The sequence below is a fragment of the Paenibacillus sp. AN1007 genome, from assembly GCF_040702995.1.
GTDB lineage: Bacteria > Bacillota > Bacilli > Paenibacillales > Paenibacillaceae > Paenibacillus.
On record NZ_CP159992.1, the window covers coordinates 2,498,659 to 2,520,994 of the forward strand.

Consider the following 22,336-nt stretch of genomic DNA (forward strand, 5'->3'; position numbering starts at 1 on the left):
AAACAGATGGTCTGTCTACAGCAAAGTCCCCGTGTTCGATTCGTTTATTGGGTATTATTGATTATTGCGGTCATATCCTGCCTGTTTAATTTGAAGCCATTCCTGCAGTCCAAGACGATCCAGCTCTTTCAGATAGGCATCCCACTCCTGCTCGATCTTTCCGTTTTGGTACCATTCCGTACGCATGCGCAGTACATAGGCGAACAGGTCAGTCTCAATGGTAGACAGACGGTCAAGCTCATCAATGGAGAAGAAGACGCTTGGGTAGACGTTATCTGCTTTCATATGCGGAACCATAACTCGATCCAGAAGTTCCATGCGCCATGCAGCATCTTCCGGTTTGGTTGTGTATTTGCCGTAATAACTGTCGAGAATCGCCAGCGGCCCGGCAATGCTGGTTTTTTGTCTCAGTTCGACCGGCGCGGCGCCTTCGAGCGGCAGATGTTTCAGCATGCCTTTGGCTTCATCCAGTTCAAAAATGTTCTGCTGTGTCTTGTCTCCGTACGTCCCCCAGTTATTTTGAATGGATTGGATTGGTTCGTACAGTTGGTCCACCCACTTAGCTGTGGATTCCAGATTTTTATTGCTGCTCGTGATGACCATACGTCCTCTGTCAAGTCCGATTCCATTCGTTCTTGTAACATTTTTTATTCCATCAGGACCGGCAAGCGGCGGCAAAACATCATACGTATCATTCATTCCTGTAATGTTGGCTTTATCCCAAGTGAAATACATACCGTACTTATGGTCCTTTCCTTTGGCCAGATAGGTATTCCAATCCTGCTGATAGGCTTCCACATCGACAAGACCTTCCTGGACAAGCTCGTGGATAAATTTCACGGCCTCCTTGTAGCCCTTATCCGCTGCCGTAAAGACCACTTTTCCATCGTCCGTCACTACCGTATGGTCCCAGTTCTCCCCAAGTCCAAATGCGGCAAAGAGAAAAGTCAGGTCTTCACCACCAGGTTTGTTAATAAAGGATAACGGAATTTCGTCTGCCTTCCCGTTCCCATTCGGGTCCTGCGTTTTGAATGCGATAAGCACTTTTTTTAATTCTTCTGTGGTCGTTGGCATCTTCAGCCCAAGCTTGTTCAGCCACTCTACATTGATCCAAGGCAAATTATCCACCGCTTGGATCCGCTGCTTGCCGCTTCCCAGTTCTTCGATCCAAGGAAAAGAGTAAATATGTCCATCCGGTGCTGTGATCATGCTTCTGTATTCCGGAGCTTCCTGAAGTACCTTTTGCAAATGGGGCATATATTGATCGATCAGATCTTCAAGTGGAATGATAGCTCCGTCTTTAGCCAGTTTCAGGAGGTCATAATCCCCGTAACCCGCGTCAAAAATGGCATCAGGCAAATCGCCGCTGGCTACCGCCAGATTTCTTTTCTCGGCAAACACATCGCTCGTATAATTTTTCCAGTTGATATGCACATTGGTCTTTTCCTCAAGTCTCTTGTTGATGAGTTTCTCGTTCGGATCGGCCGGAGCCAGTGGTGAACTCTGCGTTATAAAATTCAGCGTCACTTTCCCATCGGGAGACTGGGCTTCACTTGCAGCACCGCCCCCGCCTCCACCACAAGCCGAGAGCAGCAGTGCAGCAGACAGCATGGAAACGGACAGGGCTGTAACGGCTTTTTTGGACTTTTTCATTTTTTTCATGATGTGACCTCCACGTTATAGGATTGGATCTGGCTTGCGATATCTCAGGCTGTTCACTATTTGAGTGAACCTACCATGACACCCTTTTCGAAATACTTCTGAAAGAACGGATACATAATAATCAGCGGCAGACTTGAAATGACAATTGCAGCGTACTTGATCATCTCCGATAGCCGTTTGAGTTCTGCCATGGCAAGTTGGTCACTGATCATGCCTGGTGCAGCCTGATTCTGGATCAGAATCGAACGCAGCACGAGCTGCAGCGGATGCAGATTCGGATTGTCCAGATATATCATGGCATCGAAGTATGAGTTCCACTGCCCGACGAATGCATACAAGGCGAGCACAAATATGATTGGTTTGGATAACGGAATAACAATCTGGAAGAAAATCTTCATATCCGAAGCACCGTCCACGTTCGCAGCTTCTTTAAGTTCTCTGGGGATACCTTTGAAAAAAGTTCGCGATAAAATAATGTTCCATACGTTAACCGCTCCCGGAATAATGATTGCCCATACCGTATCCAGCATCCCGAGATTGCGTACGAGCAGATAGGTAGGAATGAGGCCGCCGCCGAAGAACATCGTGATGATAAATACAATCATGAAGAATCCTCTCCCTGCAAGCCTTTCCTCGGATAACGCATAACCTGCACAGATTGAAACTGCCACGGTCACGAAGGCAAACGATACGGAGTACAGGACCGCGTTGGCGAAGCCTCGAATCATGGCCGGATTGGATAAAATCATCTGATAGCCGTCCAGACTCCAGTCGGATACGTTAAAGGACAAGCCTTGGTTCAGCAGAACTGTTGGGTCCATAAAAGAAGCGATAACGATATAAATGAGTGGAACCACGACAACCAGTACGGCACACGTGAGAAAAATGGCATTCAGTGCGAGGATCAGACGATCCAGCCCTGTCGGTTTAATAGTCATGCGCAGCACTCCTTTCTAATAAAGGCCTTCGCCTTCGTTTAATTTCTTCACGATCAGATTGACGGTAACAAGCAGAATGACATTAATAATGGAGTTGAATAGTCCAACTGCGGCAGAATAGGCGTAATCACCGGATTGCAATCCCACCTTGTATACGTAGGTAGCAATAATTTCAGAAGATGGCAGATTCATGGATGTTTGCATGAGATACGCTTTCTCGAACCCGATGGACATAATTCCGCCCGCCGCAAGGATAAATACGATGGCCATAATCGGACGAATGGTCGGAAGATCGATGTGGCGAATGCGCTGAAGAAGATTGGCACCATCCAGATTGGCCGCATTGTGAAGCTCTGGGTCAACGTTGGCTAGTGCTGCAACATATATAATCGAAGCCCAGCCCGCCCCCGTCCAGATATCGGACAAAATGTAAATCCAGCGGAAATACTCCGGTTCGGACATAAACATGATCGGCTGCCCCGTAATCCATGTCGTTAATTGATTAATCGGACCTGTCGGCGATAAAAAGATAAATAACATACCCACAACCACGACAACGGATATGAAATTGGGCGCGTACAGAAACAATTGAATGTTCTTCTTCACGGCAGCTTTTCGCACCTGATTCAGCATGAGAGCCAGCAGAATAGGCACGGGGAAACTGAAGATTAATCCCAAAAAGCTGAGTTTAAGCGTATTCATCAAAATGACATCGAAATTGGGTGAAGCCAAAAACTTCTCGAAATGTTTCAAGCCCACCCACTCACTACCCATGATTCCCCTGATTGGACTGAAATCCTTGAAAGCGATGATTGCGCCATACATCGGAATGTATTTAAAGATCAAAGTCAGGATGAGAGCCGGAGCAAGCAATAGATACAAAAAATAATTCTTCTTCCACTGCTGCAGCGCTTGAACTATAGAGTTTCTCTCTTTGAGGCCTTTAACTATCCTCTTATTCGTGTTTGCTGTGTTATGCAATACATGACCTCCGTTCGTGATGAAATGTACAATTGCTCATCGTAAGGGCTTACAAAGTTTACAATTGCAATTTTTATACTTTACAATCTAACAACTAAAGACCGGTTTAGTCAATACGAAATGTAAAAATAAATTGTGCATTTGTTTGTTTATTTCAGTCCGAATAATCTGTTTATACCCTCATTTATTGCACATTAGATGAAATGAACAAATAGTAAAGTCTTGATGAATAAGGTCGTTAACATACACTTTGATTGATATTTTGCCGAATGTATTGGTATCGTTGTCGGTTCAAGAATCATAGAAAATGAGGAAACGCGAGTTTACAAATAAATATATAATTTGTGCATATGTAAATAACCAATTGCTATTTGCCTCAAAATACTATACATTGGATTAGAGCACTATTGAGATGATGAATTGACCATTAGAGGTGAGATAGGACATGGCAAAAGAGAAAGTGACGATACAGGATATCGCGGATGCTTTGGGCATCTCCAGAAATACAGCTTCCAAAGCACTTAATGATAGCGGAAACATTCCAGAAGAGACACGAAATCGGGTCATTAAAAAGGCGATTGAGTTAAAATATAAACAATTTGCATACGTGGAAAGCGAACAGGTCCTCGGCAAAACGCCCCGCAACATTGCCCTGCTGACGGAGAATCTGCCTAATACATCTCATTTTGGATCTTTATTGATCAGCGGCTTGGAGAAAAGAATCAGTTCGGAGGGGTATAACTTGTCCATCCATATCGTTCGTGAAGTGGATCAGAGTGACCTGGCACTGCCCAATAATTTTGATGCTGCTAAAGTGGACGGTATCATCTGCATCGAGTTATTTGATCCGGAATACACCCGTCTGATCACCGATCTTGGCATTCCTACGATCTTTATCGATTGTGCCGCGAACATTTGTTATCCGGATTTTCATGCGGACCTGTTACTGATGGAGAACGAACACAGTACCTATCAGCTAACCAAAAAGTTAATTGACAGCGGATGCAAAAGTATCGGATTCGTCGGGGATTACAATCACTGCAAAAGCTTCAATGAACGATGGGTGGGATATCACCGGGCTATGCTGGAATCAGGACTGCAGGTTGATCCGGCCCACTGCATTACAGACGATGATAAGCTCTTCTTTTCAAAGCCTGGTTGGATGATGGAACGAGTATCTGCGCTGGAGTCTCTTCCTTCCGCCTATGTATGCGCCAATGACTTCATTGCCGTCGAGCTGATCAGGGCTTTTCGATCGAGGCAGGTGGCGGTTCCGCAGCATCTTGTAATATGCGGCTTCGATAATGCGCCAGAATCCAGAATTATTGAGCCTCCGCTGACGACAGTTCATATCTACAGCAGCGAGATGGGCATCAAGGCGGCTGAAATGCTTTTATCCCGAATAGATAACCCCGCGCAGCCTTACCAGGTTTCGCATATCGCAACTACGCCTATTATTAGGGAATCAACTCCTGGCATCATGCCCGCCGACCCGGCGCTTGTAAGCAATTAAGAGTAAACGAAATGAAAACCGTTGATCATTCTTAGCCGACACCCACGTGATTTATCCATTTTTTTGGCACTGTGCGCAATAAAAAAGAAGTGGGCATTGTATAGATGGATGTCCCGCTTCTTAGTATTTTTTGTGGAGGGTTGTTCCTCGACAATTAAGATTAATTCAAATTCAGTATAGAGTATACATGGGTATTGAAAAAACTTCCGTTCTGATACATATAGTTCCTGAGAGTGCCTTCGTACTCAAATCCGAGATTCAAGAGCAAATGACTGGACGCTTCATTCTCGAGAAAAACGACTGCACCAATACGTGCCAATCTTAATTCTCTGAAGCCATAATGAAGGATCTCGGGAATGACTTCTGATGCATAACCTTGTCTCCAGTAGTCCGGGTGAATCTCAAATCCTAGTTCTGCCCGTTTGTATTTTTGAGACCACAGATTAAAACCGATCGTTCCAATGATACGCTCATTATCCTTAAGCTGTATTCCCCAACGTATCCCCTTCTTTTCCTGGTAGATCGTATGGAAGTGATTGATAAGGTTGGCTGCTTGTTCTCTCGTCGTAAAGAGATCTTGACCATAATATTTCATCATTTCTTGATTAGAAAAGAATTGATATATTTGTTCAACGTCTCCAAAATGTACTTCTCTTAAAATGGTCCTTTTTGTTGTGAGGATTGGGAACAATGTATATTCTCCTTTTGGCGCTTTTATGCACCGAATGTATTTTAGATATGTCTATTATTTCTTTTTTCTGAAAATATCAAATTTAATCACATGATCAAAAAGAAACGTGATTACTAGAGCTCCACCTCTTATTCACATATACGTTTGGAATACGTTATCTCCTCCAGTGCTTCCCTCATTCCACCACCATGCCCATATACCTCTTAAGATCATCTCTCGCGTGATCATGAATAGTCCAAGCTCCCAGATTCCAACTCATATACCTCAGTCCCAGATAGCGCGAGGCGATGGTATACATCTTATTAAAATACTGATCTGAAAAGATTATGCCTTTAGCAGCCAGCAGCTCCCGATATTTCTTCAATTGTTCCAGGGTACGACAGCGCAGGGGAATATCTAGAAACAAAGAGCCATATTTTGCTTCTTCCCAATCGATAAAGATGACTTCGGTATTGTTGTGAACCAGAACATTTCCTGGATTAAGGTCGTTATGAATTAAAGTTTGGCTGCGCTCATCATGTATTACACATGGGATGTCCTGCAGAATCGTACCAGCCGCAGCTTCTACTGCAGGTATGTATCCCCCAAAGACCTCTATAAATTCCGCGTTTTTCTTAGCTTCTTTCCACTGCGGCCTCCATCGCTCGCAGATCATTTTTTCGACATGGAAGATACCGGCTTCAGGTAACCATGAGAGCTGGCTTTTTTGATCAAAATTGGCGATATGAATGTGCGCCAAAGCCTCCATCTCATTCTCCTGAAGCAGACTAATGTTTATGTTGTTATAATTCGTTTCATAATCAACATCCTGTATACAGATAAGTGACCTCCCATCAACTTCCGAGCCATCAAAACCAGATGATAAACAAAAAGGCACGTTAGCTTTTTGAGCATAAAGCCATATCAGCACCTGTTGTTCGATTCTGGAAGCATATTTAGTAACGAGTGATACCGCCGATGTTTCGCCACATTTTTTAAGGAGTACACGGTGGCGCATCAATTCAATGGCCTGCGTGCCTGTATGGATTGGAGCAGCTTCAATACGTACAACTTCTGCTGCAGGATCTATCCATTTCTTAACCGTTCTTTGTATCAACATTTGAAGTTTTTGATCGTTCAACATGAATTCATCATCCAATCATATCGTATAATCCCTAATTATACCTCTTTAATAAAATTTATGTACCACTAAAGTGCAGATCGTTTGTATACTTAAAAAGCCGCTTAATGACAGCGGCAGTATCATAAAAGCTTATTGTTTCATTTCTTTACATCGATTATTTTCTTCGGGTGCCTAACACATCAAGATACTGTAAAATAAAGCATGGGGATTATGGTTCTTTGCAGCATAGGGGGGAAATGACATGTTGAAGGAAACGTTTTCAAAAGAAAATGCCTCTATTTTTCAGAAGCTGGCGCTTGGTCTGATTTTGATGTTTGTACTGATTATCTTGATCTTCTGGTGGATCTATCGATTAAACGTAGACGAAATTCAGCGTGAGCTGCAGAAGAATAAACTGGGCGAAGTACGCTTCATGTCTTCCCAGCTGTCTAATCAATTTGAGCAGGTATTAATGAATGCGCTGACATTATCCGAGGATCAGTCGGTTAGAGGGTATACGTATGCCCTCACTTACGGGAATGATTTTGCTAAATACAAAGCCAAGCTGGAGCTGATTGAGAAGCTGGCCCTTAACAGTGCCTCCACCGCATGGAACAATACGATCATTCTATACTATCCGGATGAGAAGGCTACTGTATCTTCGGATCGCAATTTTTCATTTCAGCCGTTCATCATGTCCGAAGATCCGTTGGATAAATGGATGTTACATATGAACAAGGATGGTACGGGGTATTATTCGCATCTTACCAAGGGACATCGAGGACCGATGTACATTGAGATCCGGATATCACTCGAAGTGCTGCAGAAAATGATGTCTGAATATACTTCCGGGACACCGATGCTGTATGATTCGCATTTTAAAACAGCCATTCGGGGAGCGGGTTCCTCACAACTTGCCGAAGCTGACACACAGGTTATTCCGCAGATCAGAGATGATAGCGGTTTCTTCGAAATCGCATTTCAGGATCAGAATTATTTCATTAGTTATATGAAAGCAAGTATTCTCGATTTGTACTTTATTGATTACCATCTCACCAATCAGCTGCAGCAGTCCATCTCACGTAACAATACGCTGTTTGTGCTGGCCCTTGCAGCGCTGCTCCTGCTCTCTCTGCTGTATACGCTGGCGCTGCGGAATCAGATCCAACAACCGATTATCCGTCTTCGCAAAGCAATCGATCGTTTTGACCGGGGAGATTTCTCCAGCCGTGTGGATGAAACACAGACTCTTGAATTTCGAATATTAGGGCGGTCATTTAATCGGATGGCCGAGAATACCCAAACGTTAATAGAGCAGGTGCTGCTTGGAGAGCTTTCGGTCAAAGAGGCCAGGTTGAAGCAGTATCAGGCCCAAATCAATCCACATTTTCTATACAACTGTCTGAACTATATTCAGAGCAAATCCAGTGTAAAAGACTATGAATCTGTGACCGCCATGACCCTGGAGCTGGCTGCCTATTGCCGTTACATTCACCGCATTGAAGATTTGGATTCTTCGCTGGGTGAAGAACTTCGGTTTGTGAATCATTACATGTCCATCATACATATGCGAAAAAAAAGTATTACCTGTGAGATTCATGTGCCCAAACAGCTTCTATCCATACGGATCCCTCGCATGATCCTGCAGCCGCTCGTTGAGAATGGTGTCAAACACGGGATAGAACCCTCCATGGGTCCCGGGAAAATTACGATTCGTGCAGAGCAGGATCAAGAGTTCATACGTATTACAGTTGCAGACAATGGCGTAGGCATGCCTGCAGAACGGCTTGCACTTATCAGCCAACATATGGATGAAATAACCCGTCCGGAAGAACAGATTGGAACAGGAGTCCGAAATGTGAATCAGCGATTGAAGCTCACCTACGGCAAACGGTCAGGGCTCTCGATAGAGTCCGGCTTATATGAAGGAACGGTGTGTATCATTACTATACATAAGGAGGATATTGCAGATGCATCAGATTCTGTTAGTTGACGACGAATCCTATGTGATTGACGATCTGGAGATCTCATTTCCATGGGATCAGTATCGTATTGAGCATATTCACAAAGCATACTCCGGCATGCATGCATTATCCATTCTGGAGGAACAAACGGTAGACATTGTGATCACGGATATTTCAATGCCTGTCATGAACGGACTTGAACTAATCCGGCAGATCAAGGCGGTAAAACCTAACCTGCCCTGCATTTTGCTTACTGGTTATGCCGAGTTTGAGTATGCCAAAGAAGCGACGAAATATGGTGTTGTCGAGTATCTATTGAAACCGCTGGATGTCGAAAAACTGGCCTCCTGTCTGAAAAAAACGGTACTGTCCATTGAAGAGCAAATCCGCAGGGCCTTGTCCTATGAACAGGCGATGAACTCATTTCGCGAACATCTTCCCTCACTCAAAGACAAGCTGCTGAATCACTTGCTGCAGGGGAATCGTTATACTGCAGATGTTCTTAACGACAAACTGGGCCGCTACCATCTACCCTTCCATGCGGAAGATGATGTGCAGCTCGTCCTGGTTCGGCTGGAAGAACAGTTTACGCGGCATACAACGAGAAGTCTGCAGTTGTTTGAATATGCGGTGACCAATATTGCCTGTGAGTTATTTAATACGGCTTTTCATACCTGGCACTGCAGGGATCATTACGATTATCTGGTCTTCATATTAAAGCCTGTTGGAGCTGGAGTCGATGAATCCAATGCTTCACCAGAGAGGAATCACAGCGAGCAGACCGTGAAGCAAAGTCAGGATCTTACACATCTTTCACTGCAGCTGCACCATAATGTCAACGAATATCTGAAAGGAGGCATTTCGGTCATCCTGAGCCATAAGGGCACATTCCAGTGTGATATCCGTGATATGTACGAGCAGGCCATATCGGCCCTTAAAAAGCAAGTAGGCAATGGTACCGGATACTTCCTCTCCCTTGAGGAAAATTACCGCTCTGTCTCTATACGTTCACTGCATATTTTGTATGAACCGCCAACCTTTAATCATCTGCTGGAAACAGGACAATGGGAGATGTTCAAGGAACGCCTGAACCGCATCAAGGCTGGGTACAGTGCGCTGCCTGAGCAAACCGAAGAACAACTGGACGAGATTCAGATTGTTTTGTTATCTGCCTATCATTACATTGCCCATAAAAATCATACGCTGTTATCCGATCTGGTTGGAAATGAGGCCATTCCTCGTGTCCCCTATCGTTCGGTATCCCAGCTTACGGATTGGGCTGAAAACATGCTTGATCGATTACAAGTGAAACTGGAAGAACAGTCTTTCGATGAACAGCATGACGTCATTCATCAGATCAAGTCGTTTGTCTCGGCTAATCTGCATTCTCTCAGTCTTCAATCGATTGCAGATCATGTATCGTTACATCCCGTCTATGTGTCCAAGCTGTTTAAACAATTTCAAGGCATAAGCTTAAGTGAGTATATTTTAAGTGTCAAAATGGATCTTGCTCTCTACCTGCTGAATCATTCGCAGGATAAAGTATATGAAATCTCCGACAAGCTGGGGTATGCCAACTCCCAATATTTCATCAAGGTGTTTCGCGATAAATTCGGCATGACACCGCAGGAGTACCGGGAGCAGTAAAGCGGAGTATCGTGAAGAAAGCCAACGTAAACAAACTAAAAAACCGCACTTCATGTACAAGGAGGTTCGTTTACCTCTGTACATGAGTGCGGTTCGTTTTTATTTTATCGTATCATACCAAGCATTGACTTCTTCCGTAATTTCTTTGCCTCCAGAAGACATGTACTGCTGCGCAAAAGTATCAAATTCATCAATCGGTGCCTGACCATAAATGATTTTGTTCAATACTTCTTTTTCCAGCTTGGTCAGCATATCGCCTCTGGAAACCTGTGTCTTTGTCGGAACCCCCGTGAACATTTGAGGCATTACAATATCTTTTTGATCAATAACAATTTTGGCCGCCTTAATCTGTTCAGGGATACGGTCCGCCAGGTTTTTCTCATATTGAGTGGTCGGCTCTTTACCATTCGCAAGGTCAGCTAGCGTATTCATCATCAGGTTAGGAATGATCGCTCCATCAAAGGTTAATGAATAACGGATCGCATCAATCCAGCCGCCCGGAATTTTATCGCTTTGCTGCTCTTTATATACCTCACCGTCAGGGCCAATATCATAATCATAACCTTTGGCAAACCCGTGTACGAACGTTGTGCTGTCCGGATTAGCCCAGTGATCAAACAGATAGTTCTGGTACACAAAGAAAGCGTCTTTGTGTTCCATATCTTTGTTAATCAGAACAGCACCCGTACTAATTGGTGTTCCGTGGCGTCCCATTTTACCGTCAGGACCAGCCGGAAGTGGATATGCTTTATATTCAGCATCCGGCACATTTTGCTGCAGATCCGGAATCGGCCAGCCTGTCATCCAATAAGGACCAACGATAATACCCGACTTGCCTGCAGTAAATGCTTCAGCGGCTTTGGGCTCATCATACAGCCCTGATTCTTTATCAATGTAACCTTTCTCCATCCACTCTTTCATCTTCTCCAGTGCCGGTTTCATCTCGGGCTGGATCGAACCGTATGCAAGTGTACCGTCGGCTGCTTTATTCCACTGATTCGGCATCGCTCCAAACATGCCGAAGATCCAGCCGGAGTCTGCCATCCATGTGTTCAAATTGTTTTTGAACCCTACAGAGAGAGCGACGGTATCCTTTTTCCCGTTTCCGTCCGGGTCTTGATTGACGAAGGCATCCATCACCGTTTCTAATTCATCTAATGTTGTTGGTGCCTTCAGGTTCAACTTCTTAAGCCAGTCTTCACGAATGTACATTACTGGATCATTATTGTAAGCGTTCTCCAGAATGGGGATTGCCATTCGTTTACCATCACGGATGTAAGGATTCCATACATTCGGATCTTCGGCCATCGCTTTCTTATACGTATCGGAAGCATATTTATCGAACAGTTCGCCCGCATCGATGAATTGACCAGATTCGATTAAATCACTGATTAATGTTTGGCTGCCGCGGAAAGAAATAATATCCGGCATTTTCTGACCCGATGTCAGCATGAGACGAAGTTTGGTCTGGTATGCATTATTTTGTTCACTGACCGTCCACAAATACTTGATGTCGATTCCAAGTGTGTCATGAGCCCATTTCGTGTGAACGTTATTTTCAATATTTTCTCCATTTTTAAACTTCAGACTGCTGGTGATCGGAAAAACAGTAGAGATGGTAACAGGTTCAACATACTTGCCGTTCTCAAACGGAGCGGAATAAAATTCGCTGCTGTCGCCGGACTTGGTTTCGGATGTGGAATCATTGCTGCACGCTGCGAGTACGCCAGATAACATTGCGGCAGCCATTAGAATGCGAAGCGGCTTTTTCCATGTTTTTAACATTTTCTCTCCCCCATATGGTTATATATTTGGCTAAATCTGAATTCGTGTTACTCCTTCACAGCACCCAGTACAATGCCTTTAACAAAAAAGCGCTGCAGCAGTGGGTACACAATCAAAATCGGAGCCATGCCAATGAAAATCTGGGCAGCTTTGATCGTGCGCTGTGAGATGTTCTCCAGATCCTCGGGACGCACAGACACTTTGCTGAAGTCCTGCTGTACGATAATGGTCTGCAGGAAGGTCGCAAGAGGATATTTTTCGTGATCGGTCAGGAAAATCAATCCATCGAACCAGGCATTCCAGTGTCCTACCATAGAGAACAGAGATAGTGTGGCGATGGCCGGCATCGATACAGGCAGAAATACAGAGATCAATGTTCGGAAGTAACCCGCACCATCAATGAAGGCGGCCTCCTCCAGCTCTCTCGGCACATTGCGGAAGAAATTCAGTAACAGAATCATGTTCCAGACGGATACGGCTCCAGGTAATATCAGCACCCACATCGTATTCAGCAAATTCAGCTTCTGGATAAGAATGTAGAACGGAATTAATCCTCCACTGAACAGCATCGTAAATACAAAATACCAAGTATAGATATTACGACGTTTGAAGCTTCGATTTTCCCGGGATAACGGATAAGCTGCCAGAATGACAACAATCATGCTGAGCAGTGTACCCAGCACGGTTCGCTGTACAGCAACCCATAGGGAACGGATGAAGTTCTCATTCGCTAATGTCTTGGCGTAAGCATCGAAGGTAAACTCAACTGGAAACAGTCCAACCAGATTCGCATTGGCAGCTGCTTTACCGCTGAAGGAGACCGCGAGAATGTGAATCAACGGGATAATACAGAGCAGTGACAGCAGTATAAGGAACGTATAATTGAACACGGTAAAGACTTTATAAGGTTTGGTTTTATGATACATGCCGTGAGGTCTCCTTTCTAGAAAATACGGTAATTCGCAAATTTATAAGCTGCACGGTATGCGATCACAATCAGAACGAATCCGACAACCGATTTGAAGAGTCCAACTGCAGCCGAAAATCCAAACTTCCCATCGATCAGACCTACCCGATACACGAAGGTATCAATGATATCACCTTTATCGTAAACGAGTGGATTGTATAGATTGAATATCTGGTCGAATCCTCCGTTTAAAATATTTCCGAGCGACAGCGTGCCTACAACAATCATGATCGGAATCAGAGCTGGAATCGTAATGGACCACGTCTGCTGCCATCGGTTCGCTCCATCCACTTCTGCCGCCTCGTACAGGGATGGATTAATGCCTGCCAGCGAGGCGAGAAAGATAATCGCGCCGAATCCGAATTCTTTCCAGATATCACTTGTGACCACAACAATTCTAAACCATGTACCTTCTCCGAGGAAGAAGATGGGTTCCAGGCCAAACACGGCCCCAAGGAACTGATTGATCATACCTTTGGTTGCCAGCATGTCCAGCAGTATTCCTCCAAGAATAACCCATGACAGAAAGTGCGGCAGGTAAACGAACGTTTGTATGCTCTTTTTGAAGGTTTCCTTCCGTACTTCATTCAGCAGCAGGGCAAAAACCAGCGGGGCAATCAGACCTCCAATCAGTTTCATTCCCGCAATAATTAAAGTGTTCCAGATCACCTGCACATTCTCCGGCATACTGAACAGGAATTGGAAATGTTCCAGGCCAATCCAGGATGATTTGGCGAACCCGAGCCAAGGCTTGTAATCCTGAAAAGCAATGACTAATCCGCCCATAGGTATGTACGCGAATATGAACGTCAGGACTACGGCTGGTAACAGCATGAGGTCCAGTACCAGCGTACGTTTGAAGCTTTTTTTACGCTTTGTACGCCGGGGACTCGGACGAATCACACCTTCTTGTACAGGTGCTGCGGATTCTGCATTATTCATTCGTGTGCTCCCCCTCTTTCTCTATTCTCTCCAGAGCTATCAGTCAAAGGTCTGCTGTATCTCCGTATAATCAGTATAGATTCGCTGCCTTCATGTCAACATGATAAAACGTTAGCTTTCATAACAAATTGTTAATATCAGCATGCTGTCATCCAGCGAATTGACAAAGCAGCTCATTTTAATCGAGCGTCAGATCGTTTCTTTGAATGAATAGAGCCCTCATACTGTGGATAATTCCATCCACAGATATGAGGGCGTTTTGAAGGCTGTGAAGTATATTCGTTATCATTTTCGCAGCATCAGCGTTCTCAAATTCAGGATATCAGCTCGAATATTCCGATTTGCCTTTTCCCTACTTTGAAATACTGCAGTCTTTTGAATTTCTCGTGTTTTAACTTTTGGTCCTTATTTGCGATAATGGCTGCAATTGATTTTTCCGTGTCCATCCATTTAGAAATCTGATCAAAAAAATCTGAAACAGGATTTGAACTATTCGTGATCCAATTAACCTTGTCCCCATAGGGTAAGTCTGTCATAACGATATTAAATGGATCATGGATATGCCTCTTCTCCGCAGTAGTAATATCGCCTTGGGCTATAACGATCTCTTTCAAAGCTGAGCATGCCGATTGTTTATTAAATTTCTCTAAACTAGCCAAAGCTTCTTCATGCGATTTTTTCTGATACAAGGCCGTTAATCGAGTTAACTCTTCTTTACGCCGTGCTAATCCACCTGCAGTTAACAGAGATAAGTTTCGTTCAGCCGTTCGAAGGACCTCGGGATTTATATCGGAAGCATGAATCTTATTTATAACATGACTGTGCATCAGCCCGATCACGGTCAACATATAGGCACCACCACAACAGGGATCATATATGGAATAAGGGCCCTTGATTCCTTTTGTGTCGAGTATGCTGAAGCATCTTTGAACGATCTCACTGGATAATCTTACTGGAAACGAGGTGGTGCCCTGAGCATTATACAATACTCTGCCGCTTGCGAAGTCCTCATAATTAAGACTGCAAGTTTCAAATAAGTACTTCATTTATTTATACTCCATTCAAATGCGATTTGAACAGCTCTCGTAAATCTATCTGAATTGCTAGGTCTCATGTAAGCAGTTTTCCTTAGGAAAAGAAGTATTTCTATGCATAAATCCTCTTTTTTTGGCACAATAAATAAAATAGTAAATGGAAATAAAAAAGCCGCGGGTGAACAATTGTTCACCCGCGGCTTCATTCCGTAAGTACGCTTAATAAGAAACGGATCTCCCCGTTTCTAAGCATGTTATACGGATGCAGTGATGATAATTTGTTTCTTGACGGATACACGAGCGAGAGCATGTCAAAGCACACCCTACCTAGTTAAGTAGTATGCCGCAACCTCGCTTATGTCATATTAGGTTGATTAACCCTTAATGTCCGTCAAAAATACCATCATCATCACTGCACATATCCCACCAATCTACTATTTGCCACAATTATATAAGCATGTTTTGGAATCGTCAACCTGCTAAACGATCTTGTCCTTCCACGCCGCCTCCAGTTCATCCCAGTTTGGTGTAGGAATCTCCGATCTGGCCCGCAGTTCGGTGAAAGAGTCATTCAAGGCGCTCAGCTCCGCATTTGTTCCATCGATCAATCGGCTAAACGGCAGCATAAAGAAAAGCTTCAAGGCCCGGCGAATGAGTCGTGGATAACGAGTAATCCAGGCAGCCTGCACTGCAGGTGTCAGAGGGTAACCAAGTGAATCCAGCACACGGAATCCCTCTCCCATCGCCGCAACGAATTGACGCATTCGTTTCTTATCACGAACAACCTTTTTCATCTGGAATTGATGGTATAGAATGACCATATTCATAGGCACGACCAGCACCATATGGTTTTTCAGCCATGCATCGATTTGATCTTGATCATTGAGTTTGTATTTGGTTCGTGAGAAGGCCTGTTCTAGCAAGGTGCGAAACGGAATCGGACCCTCTAGACTCCCGATAACCATCTCTCCATGGCCGCCACGAATGCAAATGACTCGCCCGTCCTTACGTGTACCGGCGGTAGTTTGGAATCCAAAAGCGACCTGTTTGGGCGACCGCCCGTGCGTACTCAGAAAGTCATGCATGGCATATGTGTCCATATTGTTGCCCACCAGTATGACGTGACGGCTATCGTTGTCAGCAAGGATCGGAAGCACCGCTCCGAAATCCGAATATTTCATCATGACAAAGATCAGGTCATATGTGTCATTCGGTTCTAATGATCGAATCACGCGAACGTAGTCGGTGGTTGTCTTGGCCTGCAGATAATGCCGGATGACCACGCCCTCCTCTTCCAGCTCTTCCGCTCGTTTTCCTCTTGCGAGGACAGTCACATGATGACCACCTTGTATTAGGACATGCGCCAGATAACTGCCCTGTACGCCAGCGCCATAAACCAGTATATTCAATTTCACTCCTCCTTTAATGAACAGGTGTTGTATATCTAACAGCTGTGCACTACAATCAAGGTAACATTCAGACTGATCTTGGAACAATGGTTAATTACATTCGCTTTTGTTCGATATTGAACAATGAACATCAAATGTGTTCAAGAAGGAGAGGAAAACTATGGATCGACGCATCGTACGCTCCAGACAAATGATTATGGAAGCCTTCATTGGGCTGCTGGGAGAGCAGGATTTTGAGAAAATTACTATTCAGGGCATAGCGGATCGGGCAAATGTGAACCGGGGAACCGTCTATTTGCATTTTACAGATAAATATGACCTGCTTGAGCAGAGCGTAGAGACGTATCTGAATATGCTTGTTGACAGCTGTTTACCGGAAGAAGGGCCAGGCGCTGGACTGTCGCCAGACTTATTAGTTCGCGCATTTGTCTATCTGAAGGAGCATGCATCGATTTATCGCGTATTAATCACCAGCAAAGGAACTCCAACGTTCAGGCACCGCATGACACAGATGATTAAGGGGAATATCGCTGTAGTAGTGAGCGGCATGAAGCTGGAAAGTGATATTCATAGAGATGTGCTGGCCCAATATTTATCCATCTCCATTACGGGCTTGATCGAGTGGTGGGTCGTTGAATCGATGCCGTACACACCCGAAGAGATGGTTGAACAGCTGAATAAAATTCTCACAACAAGACTGGAGCTGTGGTGAACCCCTACACCCAATAGTCGTATAGGCGCTAAAATTGTTTTTCTTCCATCACGGGGCATGACCTAGTTTCGATAGAAAAAAAGCCGCTCGTCAGCGGCTTACTACGGAACATCTACGACATGTTTGTTACTTCACAAATGGCCATTGTTCATCGTTCATGATTCCTGTTACTAGTGTTACTCTTCCGTGTATGATTCATTGCGCTGTGCTGTCCGTTCGATTCCATCAACAACCGTTTCAAACAGCTGGGCAGGAAGGTCGTGTCCCATCCCCTCAAGCAGCATAAACGCTGCATCAGGAATGGCCTGAGCTGTATCTTCGCCGCATGCGGGGACAAACATAGGATCATCGGAACCATGAATCACTAAAGTTGGAACATTCACTTTTGCCAGTCGCGCACGTCGATCACCTGAAATGGCAATAGCTGCAATCTGCCGTCCAACACTGCCCGGATTATAACCTCGGTGGATCTCCTCTCGAATGATTGATTGATATTCGGCTTCATCAAACGGGTAACCTTGACCGGCAATACGTCTGGCAAATGCTGTGCTGTGAAACAAGTATCCCGCTTCATCCTCTGCAGGATTTGGTGCTGGCCGAGTCATTAATGCCATCACATCCGGGGATGTTGGCGGAAGTTCCGGATTGCCTGTTGTTGACATTATAGAAGTAAGCGAAAGAACACGCTCTGGATAGGTGCTGGCTGCAAGCTGGGCAATCATACCTCCCATCGAACGTCCAACGACATGTGCCTTCGTGATCCCCAGTGCATCTAACAGGCCAATCGTATCATTAGCCATATCATCGAGTGTGTAAGGAATTTTCGGACGCTGTCCTGACATAAGTGTTTTGGCAAGTTCTTCAAAGTCCAAAGTATCGTGATGATTAAAGTGTGTGGATAACCCTGTGTCGCGATTATCAAAACGAATAACTCTAAATCCTCTCTCTGCCAGCATCTCACAAAATGGGACGGTCCAACGAATCATTTGAGTTCCCAGCCCGGCGATCAATAGAATGGCTTCATCCTTTTCACTGCCATAACTGTCATAGGCAATATTTATGTTGTTTACGTTCAGAATCTTCATTGTGATGAACTCTCTTCCTGCATAAATGCATTCGTGACTAAAGACTTAATATAATCTCTGAGATCGGGAGTCCACTTCTCAATCATTTCGTAAAAGCGATCTTCATGCCCGGCGTACAGTGCTCTCAGAGCCTCCTCGTATTGAGGTAAATCACCTGCCATTGCGGTCATAAAATGATACGCCGCTTCCTGTGCAGCTCTGACTTTACTTTCATTCTCTCCAGAGCGACGAGCTTCATCAACGAGTTTTCGCAGCGTTATAGAGGCTCCACCCGGTTGGGCTTTAAGCCAATCCCAATGCCTTGGCAGTAATGTAACTTCACCGGATACGACGCCTAATTTGGGGCGACCAACACTGCGAGCCGATTTTTCATTTTCTTTTGTACCGGATACCTGTTCAGGTTGGCTCTGTAGGCGCTCAAGCACCTCATCGGTGTTTCCACGGAAATCAAGGTCTATGGGTCTGCCGGTCGTATCGTTAAAAATAAGCAGTTCAGCGAACTTACTTTCCTCCAACGTATCTTTCACAACAGCAGCAACATGCTGTAATGTACCACTGGTTAAGCATTCTTTACCCACAAAAGCGGTACAGCTTGTTGGCGTATCGGAAACCTGCATGTAATCCCTCCTCTTTCGTTTTGTTATGAATTATATTACCCGGGTAAAAACATAAAGTCAATATTACCCGGGTTAAATTATCTAAGATGCTCATTAACATCACAAAACCATCTAATATTGATGCTATAATGTTCGTTTTTTAAAACAAACCAGTTTAATCTTTGTGTTTATATCAGGCTCAAATCAAGCAGACTCAAATCAAAAATAAAAAAACAGCAGTCTGCTCCTACTGCTGTTTGAATATGATCACTTATAGAATGGACGGGCACATGCGAATGGACTACTGCGCTCTAATCTCCCGAATAGGATTCCCCTCGAGGAATGCTTGGATATCCTCTAGTGCATGCTGATAATAAGTCTGGTAGTTGTATTGAGAAACGTAACCCAAGTGAGGAGTCGCGAGCAGATTAGGAATGGAACGAAGTGGATGGGTACCGGGCAGTGGTTCAGCATCGAATACATCAATACCGGCCCCCGCAATCCAGTTGTTATGCAGCGCTTTAATCAGTATATCCTGATTAACAATGGAAGCGCGGGAAGTGTTGATCAGATAGGCTGTTTTCTTCATGGACTTCAGTTCATTCTCCCCGATCAAATGACGAGTCCGCTCGCTCAGAATGAGATGAATTGAAACAATATCGCTTTTGGCCAAAATCTCTTCTTTCGTTGATGCGAACTGTGCACCCGCAGCTTCAGCTCGTTCCTGGGTGAGATTTTGGCTCCATGCCATAACATTCATGCCAAAGGCTTTCCCGATCAGGACCATTTTTGTTCCGATTTTTCCTAATCCAATCAGCCCCAATGTCTTACCGCTCAGATCCGAACAGACCGTGCTTTGCCAAGGTCCGCTGTTACGAAATGATTGATTTTCAGGAATCAGATTTTTGGTCAAAGCCAAAATCAAGGCCCATGTTAATTCTGTTGGAGGTTCCGAGCTGCTTGCTGTACCGCATACCTTGATTCCCTGTTCCTCCGCATATTTAGAATCAATAGAAGCATTTCGCATCCCGGTCGTAATCAGCAGTTTCAGTTTTGGTAATTGTGATAGCAGTGAAGCTTTGAAGGGGGTTCGCTCCCTCATGAGGATTATGATGTCATAATCCTTTAACGCGTGTGCAGCCTCGGCCTCGCTTTCGAAATGTTTGTGAAAGGATATAACGTTTACCTGATCTGATATTTGTGCCCAATCTGCCATTTTCAGAGCGATATCTTGATAATCGTCCAATACTGCACATTGAAGTCTCAAGGTGTACTCCTCCGTTCATGAGTTGAATAACAAAAATAGAATGCCTCTGCTTATAGACATGCAAAGACGACCTTTTCACGGTCCGTCCAGACGTCTCCTGTACATTATATAACAATGGGTTTCCATGTGCTGGGAATTCATATTAGATTGCGCATTTAAACTTTCTGATCTTATGTATATGATCTTGTGGATTAATAAACGAACATTTATATAAGGTCACAGTTATACTTGAGTGAGGCTGTTAATATTAATAGTCTCTACTCATGCTATGAATTGGTGTGGGGCCATTGAATAAAAAAAAGCATGACTCGTTAGAATCATGCCTCGGACAAGCGATTCCCTACATTTTATCACATAATCCAATGCGGGCTTCGAACGGCTGCAGCTGACCAGCGTAAGAAATCTCATAGTTGGTCAGCCATATCTCGGAGAGTTGAACGCCCAGCTCATCTTCCTTAAGCTCCACCATCTGTTCAGTAAGATTAATGAGTACTAAAACCTGCTGATCTTCCAATGTACGTGTATATGCGAAAATGTGAGGGTGATCAGGCAGGAGCAGGTCATAGGTGCCGTATATCAACGTGTCATGCTGCTTGCGGAGCCGAATCATCTCTTTATAAAAGTGAAGGACAGAGTTCGGGTCTTGAAGCTGTTTCTCCACATTGATATCAAGATAATTGTCATTTACCCTTAGCCAAGGAACTCCAGTCGTAAATCCGCTCTGGTTGCCTGCAGACCACTGCATCGGTGTTCTTGAATTGTCACGGCTGGACGCCCAGATGATATTCATGATCTCCTCGTGCTCCATGCCTTCTGCCTGCTTGATCTGATACAGATTTTGGTCTGCGATGTCGTTATAATCCTCGATGGAAGGGTAAGCCACATTGGTCATGCCAATTTCTTGTCCCTGATAGATGAAGGGCGTGCCCTGCATGAAAAAGTACATCGCTCCAAGTGCCGAAGCGCTCTCATACCAGTAATCGACATCATTCCCCCAAGATGAAACCTTGCGCGGCTGATCGTGATTTTCAATAAACAGTGCATTCCAGCCGATGCCTTCTAGTGATTTCTGCCACTTGGTCATTACATTTTTCAGTTTGGGAACATCCAGCTGCTTGTCTGTACTGTTATTCCATAGGTCAAGATGTTCAAACTGAAAAACCATGTTGAATTTGCCTCTGACTTCACAGATCCAGTCCAGCAGATCTTCTGAATCTTCTACTTTGACTCCATTGGCTTCGCCAACGGTGACGACATTATATTTCGACAGCGTCTCTTCTTTCATTTCCTGCAGATAGCGCTGAATGCCTTTGACATTCATATGTTTCTCGAATGACGAAATGTATTTGAAACCTTCCTTGGCCGGCATATCCAGCAGACCTTCTTCTTTGTGGATATGACTGATCGCATCCACCCGGAATCCGTCAATGCCTTTGTCCATCCACCAATTCATCATTTCATAGATGGATTTGCGAACGTCGGCATTAGCCCAGTTCAGGTCCGGCTGTTTTTTGGAGAACAGATGAAGATAGTACTGCCCTGAAGTTTCATCGTACTGCCAGGCTGAACCGCCAAAGATGCTTTCCCAGTTGTTCGGCTCCTCCCCGTTCTTGCCATCTCTCCAGATGTACCAGTCCCGTTTGGGATTATCCACGGAAGAACTTGATTCAATAAACCAGGGATGCTCGTCACTGGTGTGGTTAATGACCAGATCCATAATGAGCTTCATACCGCGACGATGTACTTCATCTAACAATTGGTCGAAGTCATCCATCGTACCGAATTCATCCATAATGGCGCAGTAATCACTGATGTCATAACCGTTATCGTCATTAGGTGACTTATACATCGGACAGATCCATATCAGATCAATACCCAGTTCCTGAATATAATCCAGTTTTGAAAGAATGCCTTGTATATCACCAATGCCGTCTCCGTTCGAATCCATAAAGCTCCTCGGATAGACCTGGTAAGCGACGGCCTCTTTCCACCATACTCTTTTCATTCCATCTCTTCCTTCTTTCTTCAATGACTAGGCTTT

18 protein-coding genes are annotated in these 22,336 nt (G+C 44.5%); 4 read left to right on the forward strand and 14 right to left on the reverse strand.

What is annotated here, in order from left to right; translation table 11 throughout:
• Positions 1-54: 54 nt before the first annotated feature.
• The 3 genes from ABXS70_RS11130 to ABXS70_RS11140 are packed head-to-tail and all read right to left on the reverse strand — an operon-like array spanning position 55 to position 3,551.
• The gene (locus ABXS70_RS11130) at positions 55-1,662 is read right to left on the reverse strand and encodes an ABC transporter substrate-binding protein (protein WP_366295815.1); all 1,608 of its coding nucleotides are present in this window, start codon (positions 1,660-1,662) and stop codon (positions 55-57) included.
• Positions 1,663-1,718: 56 nt separating this feature from the next.
• Positions 1,719-2,600 (reverse strand): carbohydrate ABC transporter permease, encoded by an 882-nt coding sequence (locus tag ABXS70_RS11135; protein ID WP_366295817.1) that lies wholly within the window; start codon positions 2,598-2,600, stop codon positions 1,719-1,721.
• 15 nt (positions 2,601-2,615) lie between these two features.
• Complete coding sequence (locus ABXS70_RS11140) at positions 2,616-3,551, reverse strand: ABC transporter permease subunit (RefSeq protein WP_366296614.1); 936 nt, start codon at positions 3,549-3,551, stop codon at positions 2,616-2,618.
• Between the two features lie 475 nt (positions 3,552-4,026).
• Here ABXS70_RS11140 and ABXS70_RS11145 point away from each other — a divergent pair, with 475 nt between their 5' ends.
• Positions 4,027-5,094 carry a LacI family DNA-binding transcriptional regulator gene (locus tag ABXS70_RS11145; protein WP_366295819.1) on the forward strand — a complete coding sequence of 356 codons (1,068 nt, stop codon included), beginning with the start codon at positions 4,027-4,029 and terminating at the stop codon, positions 5,092-5,094.
• Positions 5,095-5,254: 160 nt separating this feature from the next.
• Here ABXS70_RS11145 and ABXS70_RS11150 read toward each other — a convergent pair whose 3' ends face one another.
• Positions 5,255-5,785 (reverse strand): GNAT family protein, encoded by a 531-nt coding sequence (locus tag ABXS70_RS11150; protein WP_366295821.1) that lies wholly within the window; start codon positions 5,783-5,785, stop codon positions 5,255-5,257.
• Between the two features lie 175 nt (positions 5,786-5,960).
• Positions 5,961-6,908, reverse strand: a complete 948-nt coding sequence (locus ABXS70_RS11155) for a phosphotransferase (RefSeq protein WP_366295823.1) — start codon at positions 6,906-6,908, stop codon at positions 5,961-5,963.
• Between the two features lie 241 nt (positions 6,909-7,149).
• Here ABXS70_RS11155 and ABXS70_RS11160 point away from each other — a divergent pair, with 241 nt between their 5' ends.
• Together ABXS70_RS11160 and ABXS70_RS11165 are read left to right on the forward strand one after the other, a co-directional pair.
• A complete protein-coding gene (locus ABXS70_RS11160) occupies positions 7,150-8,880 on the forward strand; it encodes a histidine kinase (protein ID WP_366295825.1) in 1,731 nt (576 codons plus the stop codon).
• On the forward strand, positions 8,858-10,498 hold the full coding sequence (locus ABXS70_RS11165) for a response regulator (RefSeq protein WP_366295827.1): 1,641 nt from the start codon (positions 8,858-8,860) through the stop codon (positions 10,496-10,498). The genes ABXS70_RS11160 and ABXS70_RS11165 overlap by 23 nt, the downstream gene beginning before the upstream one ends.
• A 99-nt stretch (positions 10,499-10,597) precedes the next feature.
• Here the strand turns inward: ABXS70_RS11165 and ABXS70_RS11170 are convergent, their stop codons facing one another.
• The 5 genes from ABXS70_RS11170 to ABXS70_RS11190 form a co-directional block, all read right to left on the reverse strand.
• Positions 10,598-12,283, reverse strand: a complete 1,686-nt coding sequence (locus ABXS70_RS11170; RefSeq protein WP_366295829.1) for an extracellular solute-binding protein — start codon at positions 12,281-12,283, stop codon at positions 10,598-10,600.
• A 47-nt stretch (positions 12,284-12,330) separates the two neighbouring features.
• Positions 12,331-13,209 carry a carbohydrate ABC transporter permease gene (locus ABXS70_RS11175; protein WP_366295831.1) on the reverse strand — a complete coding sequence of 293 codons (879 nt, stop codon included), beginning with the start codon at positions 13,207-13,209 and terminating at the stop codon, positions 12,331-12,333.
• A gap of 17 nt (positions 13,210-13,226) precedes the next feature.
• Positions 13,227-14,084 carry an ABC transporter permease subunit gene (locus ABXS70_RS11180; protein ID WP_342556341.1) on the reverse strand — a complete coding sequence of 286 codons (858 nt, stop codon included), beginning with the start codon at positions 14,082-14,084 and terminating at the stop codon, positions 13,227-13,229.
• A 422-nt stretch (positions 14,085-14,506) separates the two neighbouring features.
• Positions 14,507-15,238, reverse strand: coding sequence for a hypothetical protein (locus ABXS70_RS11185; protein ID WP_342556171.1), 732 nt, complete (start codon positions 15,236-15,238; stop codon positions 14,507-14,509).
• 467 nt (positions 15,239-15,705) lie between these two features.
• Positions 15,706-16,635, reverse strand: a complete 930-nt coding sequence (locus tag ABXS70_RS11190; RefSeq protein WP_366295833.1) for a 2-dehydropantoate 2-reductase N-terminal domain-containing protein — start codon at positions 16,633-16,635, stop codon at positions 15,706-15,708.
• Positions 16,636-16,795: 160 nt separating this feature from the next.
• Between ABXS70_RS11190 and ABXS70_RS11195 the strand changes: the two genes are divergently transcribed.
• Positions 16,796-17,347, forward strand: coding sequence for a TetR/AcrR family transcriptional regulator (locus tag ABXS70_RS11195; protein ID WP_366295835.1), 552 nt, complete (start codon positions 16,796-16,798; stop codon positions 17,345-17,347).
• A gap of 176 nt (positions 17,348-17,523) precedes the next feature.
• Here the strand turns inward: ABXS70_RS11195 and ABXS70_RS11200 are convergent, their stop codons facing one another.
• From ABXS70_RS11200 to ABXS70_RS11215, 4 genes are all read right to left on the reverse strand, one after another.
• A complete protein-coding gene (locus ABXS70_RS11200) occupies positions 17,524-18,432 on the reverse strand; it encodes an alpha/beta hydrolase (protein WP_366295837.1) in 909 nt (302 codons plus the stop codon).
• Entirely contained in the window at positions 18,429-19,049 is a 621-nt protein-coding gene (locus ABXS70_RS11205) for a DUF2239 family protein (RefSeq protein WP_366295839.1), read from the reverse strand. The genes ABXS70_RS11200 and ABXS70_RS11205 overlap by 4 nt, the downstream gene beginning before the upstream one ends.
• A gap of 280 nt (positions 19,050-19,329) precedes the next feature.
• Positions 19,330-20,295, reverse strand: a complete 966-nt coding sequence (locus ABXS70_RS11210) for a D-2-hydroxyacid dehydrogenase family protein (RefSeq protein WP_366295841.1) — start codon at positions 20,293-20,295, stop codon at positions 19,330-19,332.
• A 340-nt stretch (positions 20,296-20,635) separates the two neighbouring features.
• The gene (locus ABXS70_RS11215; RefSeq protein WP_366295843.1) at positions 20,636-22,300 is read right to left on the reverse strand and encodes an alpha-glucosidase; all 1,665 of its coding nucleotides are present in this window, start codon (positions 22,298-22,300) and stop codon (positions 20,636-20,638) included.
• Positions 22,301-22,336: the final 36 nt, after the last annotated feature.

Bases quoted from the DNA above. Each gene is read 5' to 3' on its own strand.
- ABXS70_RS11135 (WP_366295817.1), bottom strand. From the start codon at position 2,600: ATGACTATTAAACCGACAGGGCTGGATCGTCTGATCCTCGCACTGAAT.
- ABXS70_RS11160 (WP_366295825.1), top strand. From the start codon at position 7,150: ATGTTGAAGGAAACGTTTTCAAAAGAAAATGCCTCTATTTTTCAGAAG.
- ABXS70_RS11155 (WP_366295823.1), bottom strand. From the start codon at position 6,908: ATGTTGAACGATCAAAAACTTCAAATGTTGATACAAAGAACGGTTAAG.
- ABXS70_RS11200 (WP_366295837.1), bottom strand. From the start codon at position 18,432: ATGAAGATTCTGAACGTAAACAACATAAATATTGCCTATGACAGTTAT.
- ABXS70_RS11195 (WP_366295835.1), top strand. From the start codon at position 16,796: ATGGATCGACGCATCGTACGCTCCAGACAAATGATTATGGAAGCCTTC.
- ABXS70_RS11180 (WP_342556341.1), bottom strand. From the start codon at position 14,084: ATGCTGTTACCAGCCGTAGTCCTGACGTTCATATTCGCGTACATACCT.
- ABXS70_RS11175 (WP_366295831.1), bottom strand. From the start codon at position 13,209: ATGTATCATAAAACCAAACCTTATAAAGTCTTTACCGTGTTCAATTAT.
- ABXS70_RS11185 (WP_342556171.1), bottom strand. From the start codon at position 15,238: ATGAAGTACTTATTTGAAACTTGCAGTCTTAATTATGAGGACTTCGCA.
- ABXS70_RS11165 (WP_366295827.1), top strand. From the start codon at position 8,858: ATGCATCAGATTCTGTTAGTTGACGACGAATCCTATGTGATTGACGAT.
- ABXS70_RS11170 (WP_366295829.1), bottom strand. From the start codon at position 12,283: ATGTTAAAAACATGGAAAAAGCCGCTTCGCATTCTAATGGCTGCCGCA.
- ABXS70_RS11145 (WP_366295819.1), top strand. From the start codon at position 4,027: ATGGCAAAAGAGAAAGTGACGATACAGGATATCGCGGATGCTTTGGGC.
- ABXS70_RS11130 (WP_366295815.1), bottom strand. From the start codon at position 1,662: ATGAAAAAAATGAAAAAGTCCAAAAAAGCCGTTACAGCCCTGTCCGTT.
- ABXS70_RS11215 (WP_366295843.1), bottom strand. From the start codon at position 22,300: ATGAAAAGAGTATGGTGGAAAGAGGCCGTCGCTTACCAGGTCTATCCG.
- ABXS70_RS11205 (WP_366295839.1), bottom strand. From the start codon at position 19,049: ATGCAGGTTTCCGATACGCCAACAAGCTGTACCGCTTTTGTGGGTAAA.